The sequence below is a fragment of the Paracoccus sp. KKT209 genome (assembly GCF_055635455.1).
Map to the genome: position 1 here is coordinate 984,249 of NZ_CM145758.1, position 16,960 is coordinate 1,001,208.

17 protein-coding genes are annotated in these 16,960 nt (G+C 67.6%); 7 read left to right on the plus strand and 10 right to left on the minus strand.

Annotation, left to right across the window (positions count from 1 at the left end; translation table 11 throughout):
• Positions 1-2: 2 nt before the first annotated feature.
• From ACZ2G3_RS04875 to ACZ2G3_RS04920, 10 genes are all read right to left on the minus strand, one after another.
• Positions 3-1,721 (minus strand): hypothetical protein, encoded by a 1,719-nt coding sequence (locus ACZ2G3_RS04875; RefSeq protein WP_470398011.1) that lies wholly within the window; start codon positions 1,719-1,721, stop codon positions 3-5.
• Complete coding sequence (cheB, locus tag ACZ2G3_RS04880) at positions 1,718-2,827, minus strand: chemotaxis-specific protein-glutamate methyltransferase CheB (protein ID WP_470398013.1); 1,110 nt, start codon at positions 2,825-2,827, stop codon at positions 1,718-1,720. Before cheB ends, ACZ2G3_RS04875 begins: the two co-directional genes overlap by 4 nt.
• 4 nt (positions 2,828-2,831) lie before the next feature.
• Entirely contained in the window at positions 2,832-3,671 is an 840-nt protein-coding gene (locus ACZ2G3_RS04885; RefSeq protein ID WP_470398015.1) for a CheR family methyltransferase, read from the minus strand.
• A 10-nt stretch (positions 3,672-3,681) separates the two neighbouring features.
• Entirely contained in the window at positions 3,682-4,167 is a 486-nt protein-coding gene (locus ACZ2G3_RS04890) for a chemotaxis protein CheW (protein WP_470398017.1), read from the minus strand.
• 17 nt (positions 4,168-4,184) lie between these two features.
• Positions 4,185-5,867, minus strand: coding sequence for a methyl-accepting chemotaxis protein (locus tag ACZ2G3_RS04895; protein WP_470398018.1), 1,683 nt, complete (start codon positions 5,865-5,867; stop codon positions 4,185-4,187).
• Between the two features lie 14 nt (positions 5,868-5,881).
• On the minus strand, positions 5,882-6,361 hold the full coding sequence (locus ACZ2G3_RS04900) for a chemotaxis protein CheW (protein WP_419267164.1): 480 nt from the start codon (positions 6,359-6,361) through the stop codon (positions 5,882-5,884).
• Positions 6,358-7,416: a chemotaxis protein CheA gene (locus tag ACZ2G3_RS04905; protein WP_470398020.1), complete on the minus strand. Its 1,059-nt coding sequence runs from the start codon at positions 7,414-7,416 to the stop codon at positions 6,358-6,360. Before ACZ2G3_RS04905 ends, ACZ2G3_RS04900 begins: the two co-directional genes overlap by 4 nt.
• A gap of 205 nt (positions 7,417-7,621) precedes the next feature.
• Positions 7,622-8,329: an Hpt domain-containing protein gene (locus ACZ2G3_RS04910; protein ID WP_470398022.1), complete on the minus strand. Its 708-nt coding sequence runs from the start codon at positions 8,327-8,329 to the stop codon at positions 7,622-7,624.
• Entirely contained in the window at positions 8,329-8,694 is a 366-nt protein-coding gene (locus ACZ2G3_RS04915; RefSeq protein ID WP_419267166.1) for a response regulator, read from the minus strand. The genes ACZ2G3_RS04910 and ACZ2G3_RS04915 overlap by 1 nt, the downstream gene beginning before the upstream one ends.
• The gene (locus tag ACZ2G3_RS04920; protein WP_470398024.1) at positions 8,691-8,996 is read right to left on the minus strand and encodes an STAS domain-containing protein; all 306 of its coding nucleotides are present in this window, start codon (positions 8,994-8,996) and stop codon (positions 8,691-8,693) included. The genes ACZ2G3_RS04915 and ACZ2G3_RS04920 overlap by 4 nt, the downstream gene beginning before the upstream one ends.
• A gap of 286 nt (positions 8,997-9,282) precedes the next feature.
• On the opposite strand from ACZ2G3_RS04920, the gene ACZ2G3_RS04925 reads away from it, so the two are divergent.
• The 7 genes from ACZ2G3_RS04925 to ACZ2G3_RS04955 all read left to right on the plus strand — a co-directional run bounded on the left by ACZ2G3_RS04925 (position 9,283) and on the right by ACZ2G3_RS04955 (position 16,914).
• The gene (locus tag ACZ2G3_RS04925; RefSeq protein ID WP_470398026.1) at positions 9,283-10,320 is read left to right on the plus strand and encodes a LacI family DNA-binding transcriptional regulator; all 1,038 of its coding nucleotides are present in this window, start codon (positions 9,283-9,285) and stop codon (positions 10,318-10,320) included.
• A gap of 233 nt (positions 10,321-10,553) precedes the next feature.
• A complete protein-coding gene (locus ACZ2G3_RS04930; protein ID WP_470398028.1) occupies positions 10,554-11,492 on the plus strand; it encodes a sugar ABC transporter substrate-binding protein in 939 nt (312 codons plus the stop codon).
• A gap of 55 nt (positions 11,493-11,547) precedes the next feature.
• The gene (locus ACZ2G3_RS04935; protein WP_470398029.1) at positions 11,548-13,077 is read left to right on the plus strand and encodes a sugar ABC transporter ATP-binding protein; all 1,530 of its coding nucleotides are present in this window, start codon (positions 11,548-11,550) and stop codon (positions 13,075-13,077) included.
• 13 nt (positions 13,078-13,090) lie between these two features.
• On the plus strand, positions 13,091-14,113 hold the full coding sequence (locus ACZ2G3_RS04940) for an ABC transporter permease (protein WP_470398031.1): 1,023 nt from the start codon (positions 13,091-13,093) through the stop codon (positions 14,111-14,113).
• Between the two features lie 90 nt (positions 14,114-14,203).
• The gene (locus tag ACZ2G3_RS04945; protein WP_470398033.1) at positions 14,204-15,100 is read left to right on the plus strand and encodes a sugar phosphate isomerase/epimerase family protein; all 897 of its coding nucleotides are present in this window, start codon (positions 14,204-14,206) and stop codon (positions 15,098-15,100) included.
• 10 nt (positions 15,101-15,110) lie between these two features.
• Positions 15,111-16,121 (plus strand): Gfo/Idh/MocA family protein, encoded by a 1,011-nt coding sequence (locus tag ACZ2G3_RS04950; protein WP_470398035.1) that lies wholly within the window; start codon positions 15,111-15,113, stop codon positions 16,119-16,121.
• Positions 16,122-16,128: 7 nt separating this feature from the next.
• Entirely contained in the window at positions 16,129-16,914 is a 786-nt protein-coding gene (locus tag ACZ2G3_RS04955; RefSeq protein WP_470398037.1) for a TIM barrel protein, read from the plus strand.
• The last annotated feature ends 46 nt before the right edge of the window (positions 16,915-16,960 follow it).

Below are 16,960 nucleotides of genomic sequence, written 5' to 3' on the forward strand. Positions count from 1 at the left end.
TCTCAGAACAGGATGTCGTCCAGGTTTTCGGCCTGGGTCGGGGCCGGTCCGGCCTCTGCCGGCGCGGCGGAATTCGCAGGATCGGCCAGGATGGCGTCGTGGATGATGCGTTCCTGCTGCATGGAATAGCGCAGGCGCATGCGGGCCATGACCTCGGCCGCGGCGCTTCCCGGTGCGGGGGGCAGGGCCAGGGCGGGCAGGCCCTGGCGCCGATGCGCCAGAACGGCGCCGACAGCCGCCAGCCGGTCCCGCACGGTCAGATGGCCCGACAGCAGCTGCACCCCTTCGCCCAGGCGCACCGGCAGGACACGCCCTGTCGCGTCAAAGCCCGCCGCCGTGTCCGCGATTGCCTTTTCGCTCTCGTCGACCAGCGCCGCCAGCGCCTCGGCCGTCCCGCCCATCGCCTGGGCCTGGCTTTCCAGCTGCTCGACGCTGGCGATGCCGACGCGGTTGGTGCAGGTCCGCATCGTGTCCAGCGACGCCTGCAGCCGGCCGACGATGTGGTCGCTCTGGTCGGTCAGGGCGCGCAGCCAGCTGGCCAGCTCCCGCAGCGGCCGGCCGTCATTGCCCAGCTTGGCGCAGATCAGCACCGCATTCAGCCCCGACAGCCGCACATGATGGGCGATCTGGCGCAGTGTCCGTTCATGCGCCAGGATCATGTCCAGTCGGTCGCCGACCGCGACGGCCTGGTGGCGCATGGCGGCCAGTTCGCCCCCCATCCGGCCCAGGTGCAGGGCCAGCCGGCCGTGCCGTTCCAGCGGTGCCGCGCCTTGGGATGCGCCCGACAGGTAGAAATCGCGCGCCGTGCCGATCGCCTCCGCCGCACCGGCCTGAACGTCGCGCAGCGCATCAAGCGAGCCGGACACCTCGGCCACCATCTCCTCGACGGCGCCCCCGATCAGCCCCTCGGCCAAGGCAAGGGCTGCATATTCGACACCGGTGTCGCGCTCGGCCGCGCCCTCGATCACCACGGCGCGGGCGCGTTCCAGGCGCTGCCGGGTGGAATCGCCGATCTGCAGGGCCACGATCAGCCGCGAGACCTCGGAAAAGACGTGGTTCATCCGGGCCGCCAGGTCGGCGCTGGCACGGGCGGTCTGGTCCTGGTCCTTGAGGACGCCGGCGCCGGTCCGGGCCAGGCGCACGATCAGCGGCATCACCTCGATCGTCACCGTCTCGCGCAGCTGGGCCGCAACCTTGCCCATCGTCTCGATGTCCTCGGTCACGCCGTCCATGGCGTCCTTGACCTGGCGCAGCACGTCCTCGGCCTCGCTGGCCATTTCCGCCAGGCGCTGGATGAAGGCCGTGACCTGCGGCTGGCGCGGGGTCAGCACATTGCCTTGGATGCGGGCGTTGATGGCCACGTTGGACATGGTCCGCACGACGCGGTCCAGCTCCGACACCTCGACCCGGATGCCGTGGACGGCGCTGCGCAGGCCCTGGCTGTCTTCCAGGAAAGAGGCAAAGTCCTGCTGGAGCCTCTGGATGTCGCCCTCGACCTGCGCGGTCAGCGTCTCCAGCGCGGCGCGGCTGTCGGGGCCCAGGCTTTGTTCCAGGCGCGCAAAGTGATCCTGCAGCGCTCGCAGGCTGTCCACGGCCGCCTCCAGGTTGCGGCCGGCGGACAGGAACCTGTCCTCGGTCACCCGCAGCACCTCGTCCAGCGGCGCCAGGGCCGCGGCGGTCCATGCCGGATCATGCCGCGGGGCAATCGGTGTCTGGATCATGCGCTTTCTCCCATCCGGTGGCGGCGGGCGAAATTCATGATCGCGGCGGCCATCTTGTCCAAAGGCAGGCTGAGGCCGACGGCCCCCGCCTGTACGGCTTCGCGCGGCATCCCATAGACCGCGCATGAGGCTTCGTCCTGCGCGACGGTGGGCGATCCCGCCCGCCGCATCTCGGCCAGGCAGCGGGCGCCGTCGTCGCCCATGCCGGTCAGGATGATGCCCATGGCATTCGCCCCCGCCGCCGTCGCGGCCGACCGGAACAGCACATCGACCGAAGGGCGGTGCCGGCTGACATAGGGTCCCCCCTGAACCGAGACGCGATAGGCCCCGGGTCCCCGCCGCAGCAGCAGGTGATGGTCGCCCCGCGCCACGACGACCCGGCCGGCGCCCAGCTGCGCCCCGTCCGTCGCCTCGGCCACCGAGACGGCGCAGGCGGCGTCCAGGCGGCGGGCAAAGGCGCCGGTAAAGCCTTCGGGCATGTGCTGGACGATGGCGATGGCCGGCGCGTCCGGGGGCAGCATGGTCAGCACCCGCAGCAGCGCATCCGTCCCGCCGGTCGAGGCGCCGATGCAGACCACCGGCTCGGTCCGGGGGGCGGGGCGCAGGAAGGTGGGCGGGGGCAGGATCTCGTCCGCGGTCAGCTTGGGGCCGGGGGCGTGGAACTGCGCCATCATCGCGGCCGAGGCGCCGCGGGTACGCGCGGCCGCCCGCAGCGCGTCGCAGATGCGGATGGCGCCTTCGCCGCGCTGCCGGGCATTGCCCTGGGCGGGCTTCAGGATCGCCTCGACGGCGCCTGCATCCAGGGCCGCGATGCTCTGGTCCGACCCGCGCTCGGTGGCGCCCGAACAGACGACGACCGGGATCGGGTGCTGGGCCATGATCTTGCGCAGGAAGGTCAGCCCGTCCATGCCGGGCATTTCCAGGTCCAGCAGGATAACATCGGGCAGGGCGGTGCGCATCGTGCGGGCCGCGGCCATCGCATCGGCCGCCACGGCCATCACGCTGAGGGCCGGATCGCTTTCCACGATATGGCGCAGCATCGCGCGTGCCGAGGCGCTGTCATCCACGATCAGGACCTTGATCGCCGGTGCTGCCGAAGATGCCATGACGCTACTCCTTCCGGAAGATCGTGGGGCGGACCTGGCGCAGCCCCGGGTGGCGGACGGCCATTGATTCCGAATGGCCGACCAGCAGATGGCCGCCGGGCGCCAGATGCGTGACCATCCTGGCGATCACCCGGTCCTTGTCCTCGGCCGCGAAATAGATCAGCACGTTGCGCAGCAGGATCACGTCCACGTCCCGGTCCACCGGATAGGCGTCATCCATCAGGTTCAGGTAACGGAACCGCACCCGCCGCCGCAGTTCCGGCACGATGCGCGCCTTGCCCGCCAGCCCCGGATCGGCCGAGGTCATGACATAGCGCCGCAACAATTGCGCCGGGACGGTGGCCAGCTGGTCGCTGTCATAGACCGCCGCCGTCGCGCGTTCGAGCATGCGATAAGAGATGTCGGTGCCCAGGATCGCATAGTCGAACCGCCGTCCGGCCCGCTGCGCCTCGGCCAGGACCATGGCGGCGGTGAAGGCCTCGGCCCCTTCCGAACTGGCGGCGCTCCACAGCTTCAGGCGCGGGGTCAGGCCGGTCCCGCGTCGCCGCAGGATCGCCGGCAGGATCTCGTCGACGAGGAAATCGAAATGCGACGGCTCGCGAAAGAAGCTGGTGGTGTTGGTGGTGATCAGGTCGATCACGATGCGCAGCTCGTCGGTCATGTCGCGGTCTTCCAGCAGCATGCGCAGATAGGCCTCGGTATCGGGCAGGCCAAAGGCCATGACGCGTCGCCGCAGCCGCTGGTCGATCATCTGCACCTTGCTGGCCGGCAGGCTGATGCCCGTCAGCGACCCGATCAGGTCGCGAAAACGGTCGCCATAGCTTTGCGGGGCAAGCAGGGTCATCGGAACACCGTCATTTCGCCGCATCCATCTGCGGCTGCACCGGCACGACCGGCACGGCCGCGAACAGCTTGTCCAGGTTCAGGACGCTGACCACCTGGCCCTTGCGGCGGCCGATGCCAACCACCGCGCCGCCGGTCCATTGCAGCAGGCCCGCCTCGGTCATGGGGCGCAGCTCGGGGTCATCAAGGCAGGTCACCTCGATCACCCGGTCGGTCCGGATGCCGATGATTGCGCGGTCCTGGCCGCTGACCATCCACACCACCAGGATGCGGGTCTGCGGCGTGTCCGGCGACGGCGGCAGGCCCAGCAGGTTGCGCAGGTCGACCACCGGGACGTTCTCGCCCCGCAGGTCGATGATGCCCAGCAGATGCGCAGGTGCGTTCGGCATCGGCGCGATAGGCCGAAGATCCAGGATCTCCTGCACGCGCGACACGAGGATCGCATAAAGCGATCCGTCCGCCTCGAAGGTGACGACGTCCGAACTGACATGCGTCATGGCTCTCCCTCCCTGCCTCAGGCCGCGTTGCTGCGCTTGAACCGGGCGTCGAGGTCGTCATCCTCGGTTCCCAGGTCAAAGTCGAAGCCACCCCCGGTCGCGGGCACGGGGACCGGTGCCTTGCGGCGCGGGGCCGGGGCGACGGCGGCAGGCGCGCCGGCACGGGGAGCCGCGGTCGCCGGCGACAGATCGCCCTCCGAGACATTGAAGAACCCGACCGCAGCGGCCAGCCGGTCGGACTGGCTGGCCAGTTCGGTGGCGCTGGCAGACAGCTGTTCGGAGGCTGCGGTGTTTTCCTGCGTGACCTTGTCCAGCTGCTGGATGGACATGCTGATCTGGGTGCTGCCGGTGGCCAGCTCGCGCGAGGCGACCGAGATCTCGGTCACCAGGGCCGAGGTCTTTTCGATGTCCGGCACCAGACCTTGCAGCATCTCGCCCGCGCTGGCGGCGGTGCGCACCGTCGCGGCCGACAGCGACGAGATCTCGGCGGCCGCCGTCTGGCTGCGCTCGGCCAGCTTGCGCACCTCGGCCGCCACGACGGCAAAGCCGCGTCCATGTTCCCCGGCCCGTGCTGCCTCCACCGCGGCGTTCAGGGCCAGCAGGTCGGTCTGGCGGGCGATCTCCTGCACGATCATGATCCGGTCGGCGATGGTCTGCATTGCCTGCACCGCCTCGGCCACGGCCTTGCCGCTCTGCCGCGCATCGGCGGCCGATTTGGTGGCGATCTGCTCGGTCGCGGTGGCGTTGTCGGCGCTCTGCTTGATGTTGGCGGTCATCTGCTCGACCGCGGCCGAGACCTCCTCGGTCGCCGATGCCTGCTGGCTGGCACCCTCCGACAGCTGTTCCGAGGTCGCGGCCATCTGGGTGCTGCCCGAGGCGACGTTGCGCACGGCGGTGGAGACATTGCCCACCACGTCGCGCAGCTTGACCACCATGTCGTTCAGGCCCGACAGCAGGTCGCCCAGTTCGTCATTGCGCCGGGTGCCGTCGGTGGCCCGCAGCTCTCCGTTGGCGACGCGGCTGGTTTGCGCCACGGCCTGCGCCAGGCCGCGGGAGATCGAGACGACCACGACCAGTGCGCCCAGCCCGCCGATGACCAGCGAGGCGGCCAGCAGCAGGATCAGGTTGCGCTGCGCGGCCTCATAGCTGGCCGCGACCGCCGAGATGTCATCGTTGATCTTTGCCTTGAAGGCGTCGCGGGCATCCAGAAGGGCGGCCATGGACTGGTCGGTCAAGGCTGCCGCCTCGGTGTGGTAGAGGGTGTTGGCAGTATCCCCCTGGCCACTCAGTTCCGACCGAACGATCCGCTGGTTCAGCTCCCAGAGCTGCTGGCCGATGCTGCGATAGTTTTCCAGCGCCGCGACCACCCCGGCCTCGTCACCCGCCTTGGCCAGAACCTCGGCGTAAAACGCGTCGATCTTGGCCTTGGTGCTGTCCATTTCGCCGCGCAGCGAGGGGATGTGCTGGTCGGGCGCATCGGGCAGGCCGATCAGGATCTCGGCCACGGTGGAACGCAGCCGCAGTTCCTCGCTGACAAGGTCCTCGTTCACCATCAGGGCGGCAACCTCGACCTGGACGGTCTTGTTGTACTGGTCGTTCGACTGCTTGAGTTCCTCAAGCGCGATCAGCATGGATATGCCCGCCAAGGCAAAGACAAAGGCGAAGATGGCCACAAGCTTGGCCTTGATCGTGAAACGCATCACGGGGTTCCTTTTCATGGGTGGTCCGCTGCCCTGCTGGCCTGGGCGGCAAAGATGTTGGTCAGGTCCGGGATCAGCACGAAGCCGTCGGGGCTGTTGTAGAGCCCGCTGATATGGTCGGCGGGCCAGGCGGTGGCCGAGACGGGCGCCGCCTCGATCTGGGCGGCCTTGACGGTGGTCACCTCGTGGACGGCATCGGCCATGATCGCGACCGTGGCCAGGTCGCCCTCCAGATCGACCTCCAGCACCATGATCCGGCGCCGGTCGTCCTGGCCCTGGTCGGGGATGCCAAGCGCGTGACGCAGGTTGGCCAGCGGCACGACCGAGCCGCGGACATTGACCACGCCCGGAACAAAGGGACCGGCGCGCGGAACCCGCGTCACGGGCAGGGGGTCCAGGATCTCGCGCAGCGCGCAGGCGGGGATCGCCAGCTTCTGCGCGCCCACGGTCAGGGTGATGACGGTCAGGTCATCGCCGGGGGTGATCGCGCTCATGCCGCCACCTCGCGCGTGGCCGGGTCGGGCAGGCTCTGCCCAAGGGCCAGAAGATGCGTCACGTCCAGGATCAGCGCCACGGAACCGTCGGCCAGGATGGTCGCGCCCGACACGGCGCGGACATTGGCATGCAGTTTCGACATCTGCTTGATCACCGTCTGGTTGGTGCCGATGATGCGGTCGACCACCACACCCACGCGGGTGTCGCCAAGCGTCACGATGACCACGTTCTGGTCCGGCCCCGGCCGGCCGTCGCAGGCGAAAAGCTGGCGCAGGCGCAGGAAGGGGACAAAGCGGCCCCGGATCTCCAGAAAGTCGCTTGCACGGTTCGGGACCCGCTTTTGCGCGGGCAGCTCCACGATCTCCTGCACCGCCGCCATCGGCAGGATATAGCGTTCGCCGGCGACCTCGATCAGCAGGCCGTCGATGATGGCCAGGGTCAGCGGCAGGCGCAGAGTGACGGTTGTTCCTTCGCCCAAACGCGAGTCGATGCTGATGGCGCCGCGCAGCCCGTCGATGGTGCGCCGCACCACGTCCATGCCCACGCCGCGCCCGGAAATCTCGGTCACCGCGGCGGCGGTCGAAAAGCCCGGCTCGAAGATCAGGGCAAAGCACTGCGCCTCGGTCAGGACCGCATCGGGCGCGATCAGCCCGGCAGAGACCGCCTTGGCGCGCAGCTTGTCGGGGTTCATGCTGCGGCCGTCGTCGCGGATCCGGATCAGCACCTCGGCGCCCGCATGTTCCGCCGACAGCTCGACCCGGCCCTCTGCGGGCTTTCCGGCGGCCAGGCGGTCCTCGGGCGTCTCCAGCCCGTGGTCCAGCGAATTGCGCAGGATGTGCACGATCGGATCGGCCAGCTTCTCGATCACCGTCTTGTCCAGTTCGGTGTCCTCGCCCAGCACGGCAAAGCTGATCGGCTTGCCAAGCGTGTCCGACAGGCCCAGGACCAGCCGGCGAAAGCGCGCGACCAGGCTGCGCATCGGCACCATCCGCATGGTCATGGTGCTGTCGCGCAGGCGGGCGGCCAGGCGGGTGATCTGTTCGGCCGTGGCCATCAGCGCGGCATCGCGGCTTGCGCGCGCCAGTTCCGTCAGCCGCGCCTCCAGGATGACCAGCTCGCACGCTGTCCATCAGCGCGTCCAGCCGCTCTGCCGGGACGCGGATCGTGGCGCCGGCCTGCGCTGCCGCAGGTTCGGCCCCTGCGCGCGGCGCGGCGGCGGGTGCCGGGGCGGGGCTGTCGGGGGTCGCCTCCGCTGTCGGTTAGAAGGCAGGGGCGGCGTCCGGTGCTGTCACGGGAAGGGGCTCATCGCGGCTCAGGCGCCAATCGGCGTCGGCAAAGATGAACACATCCTCGATCTGCGCCTCGGTCACGGCGGCCGGCAGGTCCATCGCCCAGACCAGGTGGCAGGTGCCGGGGTCCAAGCGGTCCAGAGGCGGCACGGCGCTGGTGTCGCAGGTGATGGCGGTGGCGCCCAGACCGCGCAATTCGTCCAGGATGATGTCGGGCCGCGCCCCCATTGCAAAGGCCGCGCCGCGCAGGCCGAAGGTCAGCCGCGCATGACCGGCGTCTGCGGCGGGCGCCGGGGCGGCGGCGGGCGCGCCTGCCGTCATCTGCGCCTCCAGGGCCTGCAGGATGGCCTGGCGCCGCCCCTCGGGGTCGGGAACGCCCTCGACCAGGCCGGGGATCTGGTCGCGCGCCTCCAGCGACAGGTGGATGATGTCCGAGGTGACGACGGCCGCGCCCGACCTGATCCTGTCGAAGAGGGTCTCGAAGCTGTGGATGAAGGCGGCCAGCTCGCCAAAGCCGAACATTGCGCCGCTGCCCTTCACCGTGTGCAGGTCGCGGAACACCTGGTTCACCAGCGCCATGTCCTGCGGCGCCGCCTCCAGGTCCAGCAGCCCGCGCTCCAGGCTTTCCAGCAGGTCCCTCAGCTCTTCGCGAAAGATCGCGGCCATGTCGTCCATCATCAGCCCAGGACCTTGCGGATGACGGCCAGCAGCTTGTCCTGGCTGAAGGGCTTGACCATCCAGCCCAGGGCGCCTGCCTCGCGCGCCTGCTGCTTCAGCGTCTCCTCGGAATCGGTGGACAGCACGATGATGGGGACGCCCGCGCCCGACGGATGCTTGCGCAGCTCGCGGATGAAGCCCAGCCCGTCCAGGTTGGGCATGTTCTGGTCGGTGATGATCGCGTCAAAGCGTTCGGACGTGGCCTTGCCCAGGCCGTCGCGCCCGTCCACGGCCTCGACGACCCGGTAGCCCGCATCGGTCAGGGTCATGGCGATCATGCGCCGGATCGACGGGGAATCGTCCACCGTCAGCACAGTCTTGGTCATCTTGCGGCACCTTCTTCGCCTGTCTGTTCTTTGCCGCCGGGGGCGAAGGTCAGGCCCAGCTTTTGGGCCAAGGCGCCCGGGGCGCCCGACGCATCCATACCGACCTGCAGCTCTTGCCCGCTTTGATCCGCCATGCGCTGCGCCGCGACCAGAAGCTGCAGGATCGCCGCGTCGGCCCGTGCCAGTCCCGTTGCATCGATACGGACCGGGCCCTGTGCCAGCGCGTCCTGCAGCGTCCGGGACAGCCCTTCGGCCTCTGCCAATGTGATCTCTCCGCTCAGCGGCACCACCGTGGATGTCATGTCGTTTCCAATTGCCAAGCCGTCAGCGCCAGCAGCATGCCGGGCCTCGCCAAGCCGGGCAGGGTAGCCCGCATCCGGCAGGGCTTCTTACGGACCATCGCGACGGCTTCTTTAGGTCGCTGACCGAATGGGTGGGCCATCCGCCAAATGGCGGGAACGTCTGGCTGTGGAGCACGGGCGATGCGCCATGCGGGCGACGCGAAGGTCGCGTCTGTCAAAAGCGCGACTTGCGCTGCGGTCCGGGATGGCTTGATATGATCACATCAATACCGTGATGGAGTTCGTGATGGCGCGACCGACGATTGCCGATCTGGCCAGGGCTTCCGGCCTCAGCACGGCCACCGTGGACCGGGTGCTGAACGGGCGCCACAACGTGCGGCAGGAGACCGTGCGCCGCGTTCACGAGGCCGCCGAGGAGATCGGCTATCACGCGGCCAATGTGATCCGGCACCGGATGCTGGCCGACCGGCCCGAGCTGCGCCTGGGCCTTGTTCTGCAAAAACCCAAGCACCGTTTCTATCAGGACGTGCTGGCGATCTTTGAACAGCAGGCGCGCGCCAACACGCAGCGCCGCGTGCAGGTCGTGCCCCGGTTCGTGGACACCCCGCAGCCGCAGGAGCTGGCCGAGGTGCTGCTGTCGCTGAAGGGACGGGTGGACGCGGTCGCGGCCACGGGGCTGGATCATCACCTGGTGACGCAGGCCGTGCAGGCGCTGCGGACGGCGGGTGTGCCGGTCTATGCGCTGCTGTCGGATTTTGCCCAAGGCGTGCGGGAAAGCTATTTCGGGACCAACAACCTGAAGGTCGGTCGCATGGCCGGCTGGTTCATCTCACGGCTGGCGCGGGAACCGGGAAAGGTCGCCGTCTTCATCGGCGGGTCGCGCTTTCACGGGCACGAGCTGCGCGAGACGGGCTTTCGCAGCTTCTTTCGCGATGCCGCGCCCCAGTTCCAGCTGCTGGACACGCAGATCAACCTGGAAACGCGCCAGCTGACCTATGAGGCGACGATGAACCTGCTGACCCGTAACGAGGATCTGGTCGGCCTCTACGTGGCCGGCGGCGGCATGGAGGGCGCGATCCAGGCCGTGCGGGAGCTGGATGCGGGGTCGCGCCTGGTGCTGATCGTCAACGAACTGACCCCGGATTCGCAGGCGGGCCTGCAGGACCAGGTGCTGGACATCGTGCTGGGCACGCCGGTCCGGACGCTTGCGGCGGAACTGATCTCGATGGTCATCGCGACCTCCGAAAAGGGCATGGCGGAAATTCCCGGCCAGCGGTTCTTCCCAAGCGAGATCTGGACCCCGGAGAGCGAGTTCATGAGGTAATTGCATCATGCCTTCCTCACCTTTGCATCATCTTTGATGCGATCGGGGCGGCAAATCCGTTGACCGATGAGGTGGTTTCGGGAATCTTCCTCTCAGCGGCGCAGGGGAGAGGCGCCGCACAGCACGACATTCCGATCAGGGTCCAGGACCGGCGCATGCGCCGGCCGGATGGCGGGTGCCCATGCTGGAGGCTGCACAAGGCGCGTCGGCGCCGCTTGAGGAGGAGATAGAAGGTGAAGACGTTCCTGATGACCACTGCCTTGGTGGCAAGCCTGGCTGGTGCCGCGACCGCCGAGAATATCGGCGTGTCCATGGCGCTGTTCGACGACAACTTCCTGACGGTCCTGCGTGGCGGGATGCAGGACTATGCCGCCGGCCTGGACGGGGTGACGCTGCAGGTCGAGGATGCGCAGAACGATGTCGGCCGCCAGCTGAACCAGATCCAGAACTTCGTGGCCTCGGGCGTCGATGCGATCATCGTGAACCCGGTCGACACCGACGCGACCATCGCCATGTCGAACCTGGCGGCCGAGGCTGGCATCCCGCTGGTCTATGTCAACCGCCAGCCGGTCAACGTGGACGAGCTGCCCGAGGGGCAGGCCTTCGTCGCCTCGGACGAACTGGAATCGGGCACGCTGCAGACGCAGGAAATCTGCCGCCTGCTGAAGGAACAGGGCAAGGGCGAGGGCGCCCGTGCCGTGGTGATGATGGGCGAACTGTCCAACCAGGCCGCCCGCATCCGCACCCAGGACATCAAGGACGTGATCGCCACGGATGAGTGCAGCTTCATCGAGATCGTCGAGGAGCAGACCGCGATGTGGTCGCGCACCCAGGGCACCGACCTGATGACCAACTGGCTGTCGGCGGGCATCGAATTCGACGCGGTCATCTCGAACAATGACGAGATGGCGATCGGCGCGATCCAGGCGCTGAAGACCTCGGGCGTGGCGATGGACGCAGTCGTCGTGGGCGGCATTGATGCGACGGCCGACGCGCTGGCGGCGATGCAGGCGGGTGATCTGGACGTGACTGTGTTCCAGAACGCCGCCGGGCAGGGACAGGGCGCGGTCGACGCGGCGCTGAAGCTGGCGCGCGGCGAAAGCGTGGAGTCCAAGGTCTATGTCCCGTTCGAACTGGTGACCCCGGCGAACCTCGCCGATTACCAGAAGTGATGACCCGCCGGGCCCGCCAGCGCGCGGGCCCGGCCGTCACCAGGAGGATATCACGATGTTGGACGGAGCAGGCGCAGCCGCGCGCCGGGCCTTTGCCGGGGAATTCATCCTCGAGGTCGACCATGTGCGCAAGGAATTCCCCGGCGTCGTCGCGCTGGACGACGTGCAGCTGAAGATCCGCCCCGGCACCGTCCACGCCCTGATGGGCGAGAACGGCGCGGGCAAGTCGACGCTGATGAAGATCATCGCCGGCGTCTATACGCCCGACCGCGGCGAGGTGCGCTTTGCCGGACGGCCGCTGGAGATCCGCACGCCGCTGGACGCGCTGAATTCCGGCATCGCGATGATCCATCAGGAACTGAACCTGATGAACACGATGACCGTCGCCGAGAACATCTGGATCGGCCGCGAGCCCAAGGGCATCCTGGGCCTGATCGACCACGCAGGCATGGCCGCGATGACGCGCGACCTCTTCGCCGATCTGGGCATCCGCTTGGCGCCCGAGGACATGGTGGGCGACCTGACCGTGGCGCAGAAGCAGATGGTCGAGATCGCCAAGGCCGTGTCCTTCAATTCCGACGTGCTGATCATGGACGAGCCGACCAGCGCCATCACCGAGACCGAGGTGGAGCACCTGTTCCGCATCATCCGCGACCTGCGGGCCAAGGGCGTCGGCATCGTCTATATCACCCACAAGATGAGCGAGCTGTTCGAGATCGCCGATGAGCTGACCGTCTTTCGCGACGGCAAGTATATCGCGACGGTGGCCGCCCAGGACGTCACCCGCGACCAGATCATCAAGATGATGGTCGGCCGCGAGATCACCGACATGTTCCCCAAGATCGACTGCGAGATCGGCGAGACGATCCTGGAGGTCCGGAACCTGACCCTGCCCGGCGTCTTTGCCGATGTCAGCTTTGCCCTGCGCCGCGGAGAGATCCTGGGCGTGGCGGGCCTGGTCGGATCGGGTCGGTCCAACGTGGCCGAGGCCGTGTTCGGGGTGCGTCCCGCGACCAGCGGCCAGATCCTGATCGACGATCAGGTCGTCGACATCAAGTCGCCCCCGGTCGCGATGCGCCACGGCATGGCCTTCCTGACCGAGGACCGCAAGGAGACCGGCTGTTTCCTGAACCTCGACTGCATCGAGAACATCCAGGTGGCGCTCCTCTCCAGCGGCAGGGTCGACAACCGCGGCTTCGTCAACCAGCGCGAGGTGAACCGCCTGGCCGAGGAATTCTGCGCGAAACTGCGCGTCAAGACGCCGAACCTGGCGGAAACCGTGGCCAACCTGTCGGGCGGTAACCAGCAAAAGCTGCTGATCGCGCGCTGGCTGCTGACGAAGCCGCGCATCCTGATCCTGGACGAACCCACGCGCGGCATCGATGTCGGGGCGAAATCCGAAATCCACCGGCTGATCACGCAGCTGGCCGCCGAAGGGGTGGCGATCCTGATGATCTCGTCCGAACTGCCCGAGGTGCTGGGCATGTCGGACCGGATCATGGTCATGCACGAGGGCCGTATCAGCGGTTTCCTGGACCGGGCCGAGGCCGACCAGGTGCGCGTCATGGAACTTGCGGCGAAATAGGGAGGAGGCCGTCATGGCAACACAAGCAATCGGCGGCGAACGCGTCGCACCCAGGGCGCATCGCAAGCTGCCGTCGGAACTGAACATCCTGCTGGTGCTGATCGGCATCGCCCTGGTCTTCGAGATCCTGGGCTGGATCTTTCAGGGACAGTCCTTCCTGGGCAACCTGAACCGGCTCAAGATCATGATCCTGCAGGTCTCGGTCATCGGGATCATCGCGGTGGGGGTGACGCAGGTCATCATCTCGGGCGGGATCGACCTGTCGTCGGGCTCGATCGTGGGGGCGGTGGCGATGGTCTCGATGAGCTTTGCGCAATCGGCCGAATATGCACGGGCGGTCTATCCGGCGCTGACCGACCTGCCGGTGATCGTGCCGGTGCTGATCGGGCTGGCCTGCGGGGCGGTCGCGGGCTTCATCAACGGCTGGCTGATCGCCTATACCAAGATCCCGCCCTTCATCGCGACGCTTGGCATGATGGTCACCGCCCGCGGCTTTGCCAAATGGTACACCAAGGGCCAGCCGGTCAGCTTTCCGACCGACAGCTATGCGGCCCTGGGCGCGGGGATGATGCCGGTGGTGATCTTCCTTGTGGTGGCGGCCATCTTCCACGTGGCGATGAAATACACCCGCTATGGCAAGTACACCTATGCGATCGGCGCGAACCCGCAGGCCGCCCGCGTGTCCGGCATCGACGTCGAGCGCCATATCGTCAAGCTGTACATCGTCGCGGCGACCCTGGCCGCGCTGGCCGGGATCGTGGTCGCGGCCCGGGGCCAGACCGCGCAGGCCGGCATGGGGATGATGTACGAACTGGACGCCATCGCCATGGCCGTCATCGGCGGCACCTCGCTGGCCGGGGGGCGCGGCTCGATCGTCGGCACCTCCATCGGGATGGTGATCTTTGGCGTCATCATCTCGGGTTTCACCTTCCTGCGGCTGGACGCCTATTACCAGGAGATGATCAAGGGCGCGATCATCGTCGCTGCCGTCGTCGCCGACACCTATCGCCAGAAAAAGCGCGTCAAGAAGACCTGAGGGCGCGCCCCCCTGTTCCCCTTTGGCGGCCATTCCGATCCATGCGCAGCCATGGCCGGCATGGCCGTCCCCTTCCGGAGCCGATGAGTGATGAAACACACGCTTGACCCGCACATGATCCGCCACCTGTCGCTGGAGGAGACCTGCCGCAAGGTGGCCGACCTGGGATACGACCACATCGAACTGTCGCCGCGCCCGGATTTCCTGTCCTGGTGGACGCGGCCCAAGGTCTGGCCCGAGCGGATCGCCAGCTTCAGGAAGGCGCTGAAGGATCACGGCCTCGGCCTGGCGACGCTGCAGCCGATGTACCGCTGGGCCAGCCCCTATCCCGATGAATGGGAGGCGGCGATCGACAACTGGAAGCGCGCGATCCAGATCGCGGTCGAGATGGACTGCCCGATGTTCGTCAGCGAATTCGGACGCGGCGGCAGCCCCGACCGCAGCCTGAACGACCGCAGCGGCCTTCACCGCCCCGAGACCTGCGAGAACGCCTTCTTTCGCGCCATGGACATCCTGGTGCCGATCCTGGAACGCGAGGGGCTGGTCCTGTCGCTGGAAGCCCATCCCGAGGACTGGCTGGAGGAGATCGCCCCGGCCATGGACATCATCAGGACAATCAATTCCAAGGCCGTGAAGGCGTCCTTCATCGCGCCGCACACGTTCTTTTACGGTCCCGACATGGTGGCGAACCTGCGCGCGACCCAAGGGCATCTGGTGCATGTGCGGCTGGCCGACACCTATGACCACACCAAATCCTCCCAGCTTCGCTATGTCGTCAACCCGCCGGGTGCGAAGGTGCGCGTGCACCAGCACCTGGATTTCGGGCAGGGCGAGATCGACTGGGACATCTTCTTCGCCACCCTGGCCGACATGAAGTTCGACGGCGTCCTGTCGAACTGCGTCTTTGGGTGGGAGGACCGGGCCGAGGACAGCGCCCGCTTCATGCTGGACGAAACCAAGCGCTATGTCGCGACATACTGGAAATAGGAAGACGAACATGACCCTGAGGATCGGAGTCATCGGAACCGGCATGATCGGCCGCGACCACACCCGCCGCATCGCGCAGGTACTGTCGGGCGCCCGGATTACCGCGCTGAGCGATTACAACCCCGACGCGGCCCGCGCGGTGCAGGCCGACTTGGCACCCGACGCCAAGGTTTATGACAGGGGCGAGGACCTGATCGCCGCCGATGACGTGGATGCGGTGCTGGTCTGTTCGACCGGCGCAACCCACGAGGCCTATGTCCTGGCCGCCATCGCCGCTGGCAAGCCGTGTTTCTGCGAAAAGCCGCTGGCAACCACCGCGGAAGGCGCCAAGCGCATCGTCGATGCCGAAGTGGCGGCGGGCAAGCGACTGGTGCAGGTCGGCTTCATGCGCCGCTATGACACTGGCTACCGGATGCTGAAGGAGATCGTGGACAGCCAGATCGGCAAGCCGCTGATGGTGCATGCCGCCCATCGCAACCCCACGGTGCCCGAACAGTATGTGACACCCATGGCGATCCACGACACGCTGATCCACGAAATCGACGTGTTCCGCTGGCTCTTGGACGACGACTACGTGTCCGCGCAGGTTGTGTTCCCGCGCAAGTCCAGCCATGCGCATGGCAAGCTGGCAGACCCGCAGATCGTCCTGCTGGAGACGGCCAAGGGCATCCGCATCGATGTCGAGATCTTCGTCAACTGCCGCTATGGCTATGACATCCAGTGCCAGGTCGTGGGCGAGGAGGGGCTGGCCAACCTGCCCGAGCCGATGGCCATCACCCTGCGCAAGAACGCCATGCGGCAGAACGCGATCATGACCGACTGGAAGGACCGCTTTGTCGACAGCTACGACGTCGAATTGGCCGATTTCATCAAGGCGGCGTCGCAGGGCTCCGCGTCGGGTCCGTCCAGCTGGGACGGCTACGTGGCCGCCATCAGCTCGGACGCCTGCGTCGAGGCGCAGGAAAAGACCGGGCAGATCATCCCCATCACCCTGCCGGCCCGTCCGGCGCTGTATAGCTGAGACCGCCATGCGCTTTGCGATCAACCACATCTCGGCCCCGAACCTGCCGCTGGCCGAGTTCTTCGCGACGGTCCGCCGCCTTGGCGCGACCGAGGTCGAGATCAGGAACGACCTGCCCGACGTGCTGGGCCGCATGGACCCGGCCCAGGTGCGCGCCGAGGCCGAGCGCCAGGGTGTCACCATCCTGTCGATCAACGCGCTTTATCCCTTCAACGTCTGGTCGGGCGACCTGCCCGAGCGCGCGGTCAAGATGGCCGATTATGCGCAAGCCGCAGGCGCCAAGGCGCTGGTCATGTGCCCCCTGAACGACGGCACCGAGGTCGCCTTCGATGACCTCGTGGCGGCGCTCAGGGCGATGAAGCCGATCCTGGAGGACCGCAGCCTGACGGGCCTGGTCGAGCCCCTGGGCTTTCCGATCTCCTCCATGCGCAAGAAATCCACCGCGATCGCGGCGATCAAGGCGGCAGGCGGAGAGGGCGTCTACAAGCTGATGCACGACACCTTCCACCACCACCTGGCCGGAGAGACCGAGGTCTTTCCCGACTGGACCGGCCTTGTCCACATCTCGGGCGTGACAGACCCGGAGGTGGCGGTGGACGACATGCTGGACGCGCATCGCGTGCTGGTGGACGGGCAGGATCGGCTGGAGAACCTGCCGCAGATTAGGGCGCTGCTGGACGCGGGCTATGATGGCCCCTTCAGCTTCGAGCCTTTCGCGGCCGAGGTTCATGACGCAGCCGATCCGGAAGCCGCGCTGAAAACCAGCATGGATCACATCCGGTCCGGCCTGTGACCACGGCGGCGGGCGTTCGCGCCCGCCCTCATCTTGAAGGAGTTCG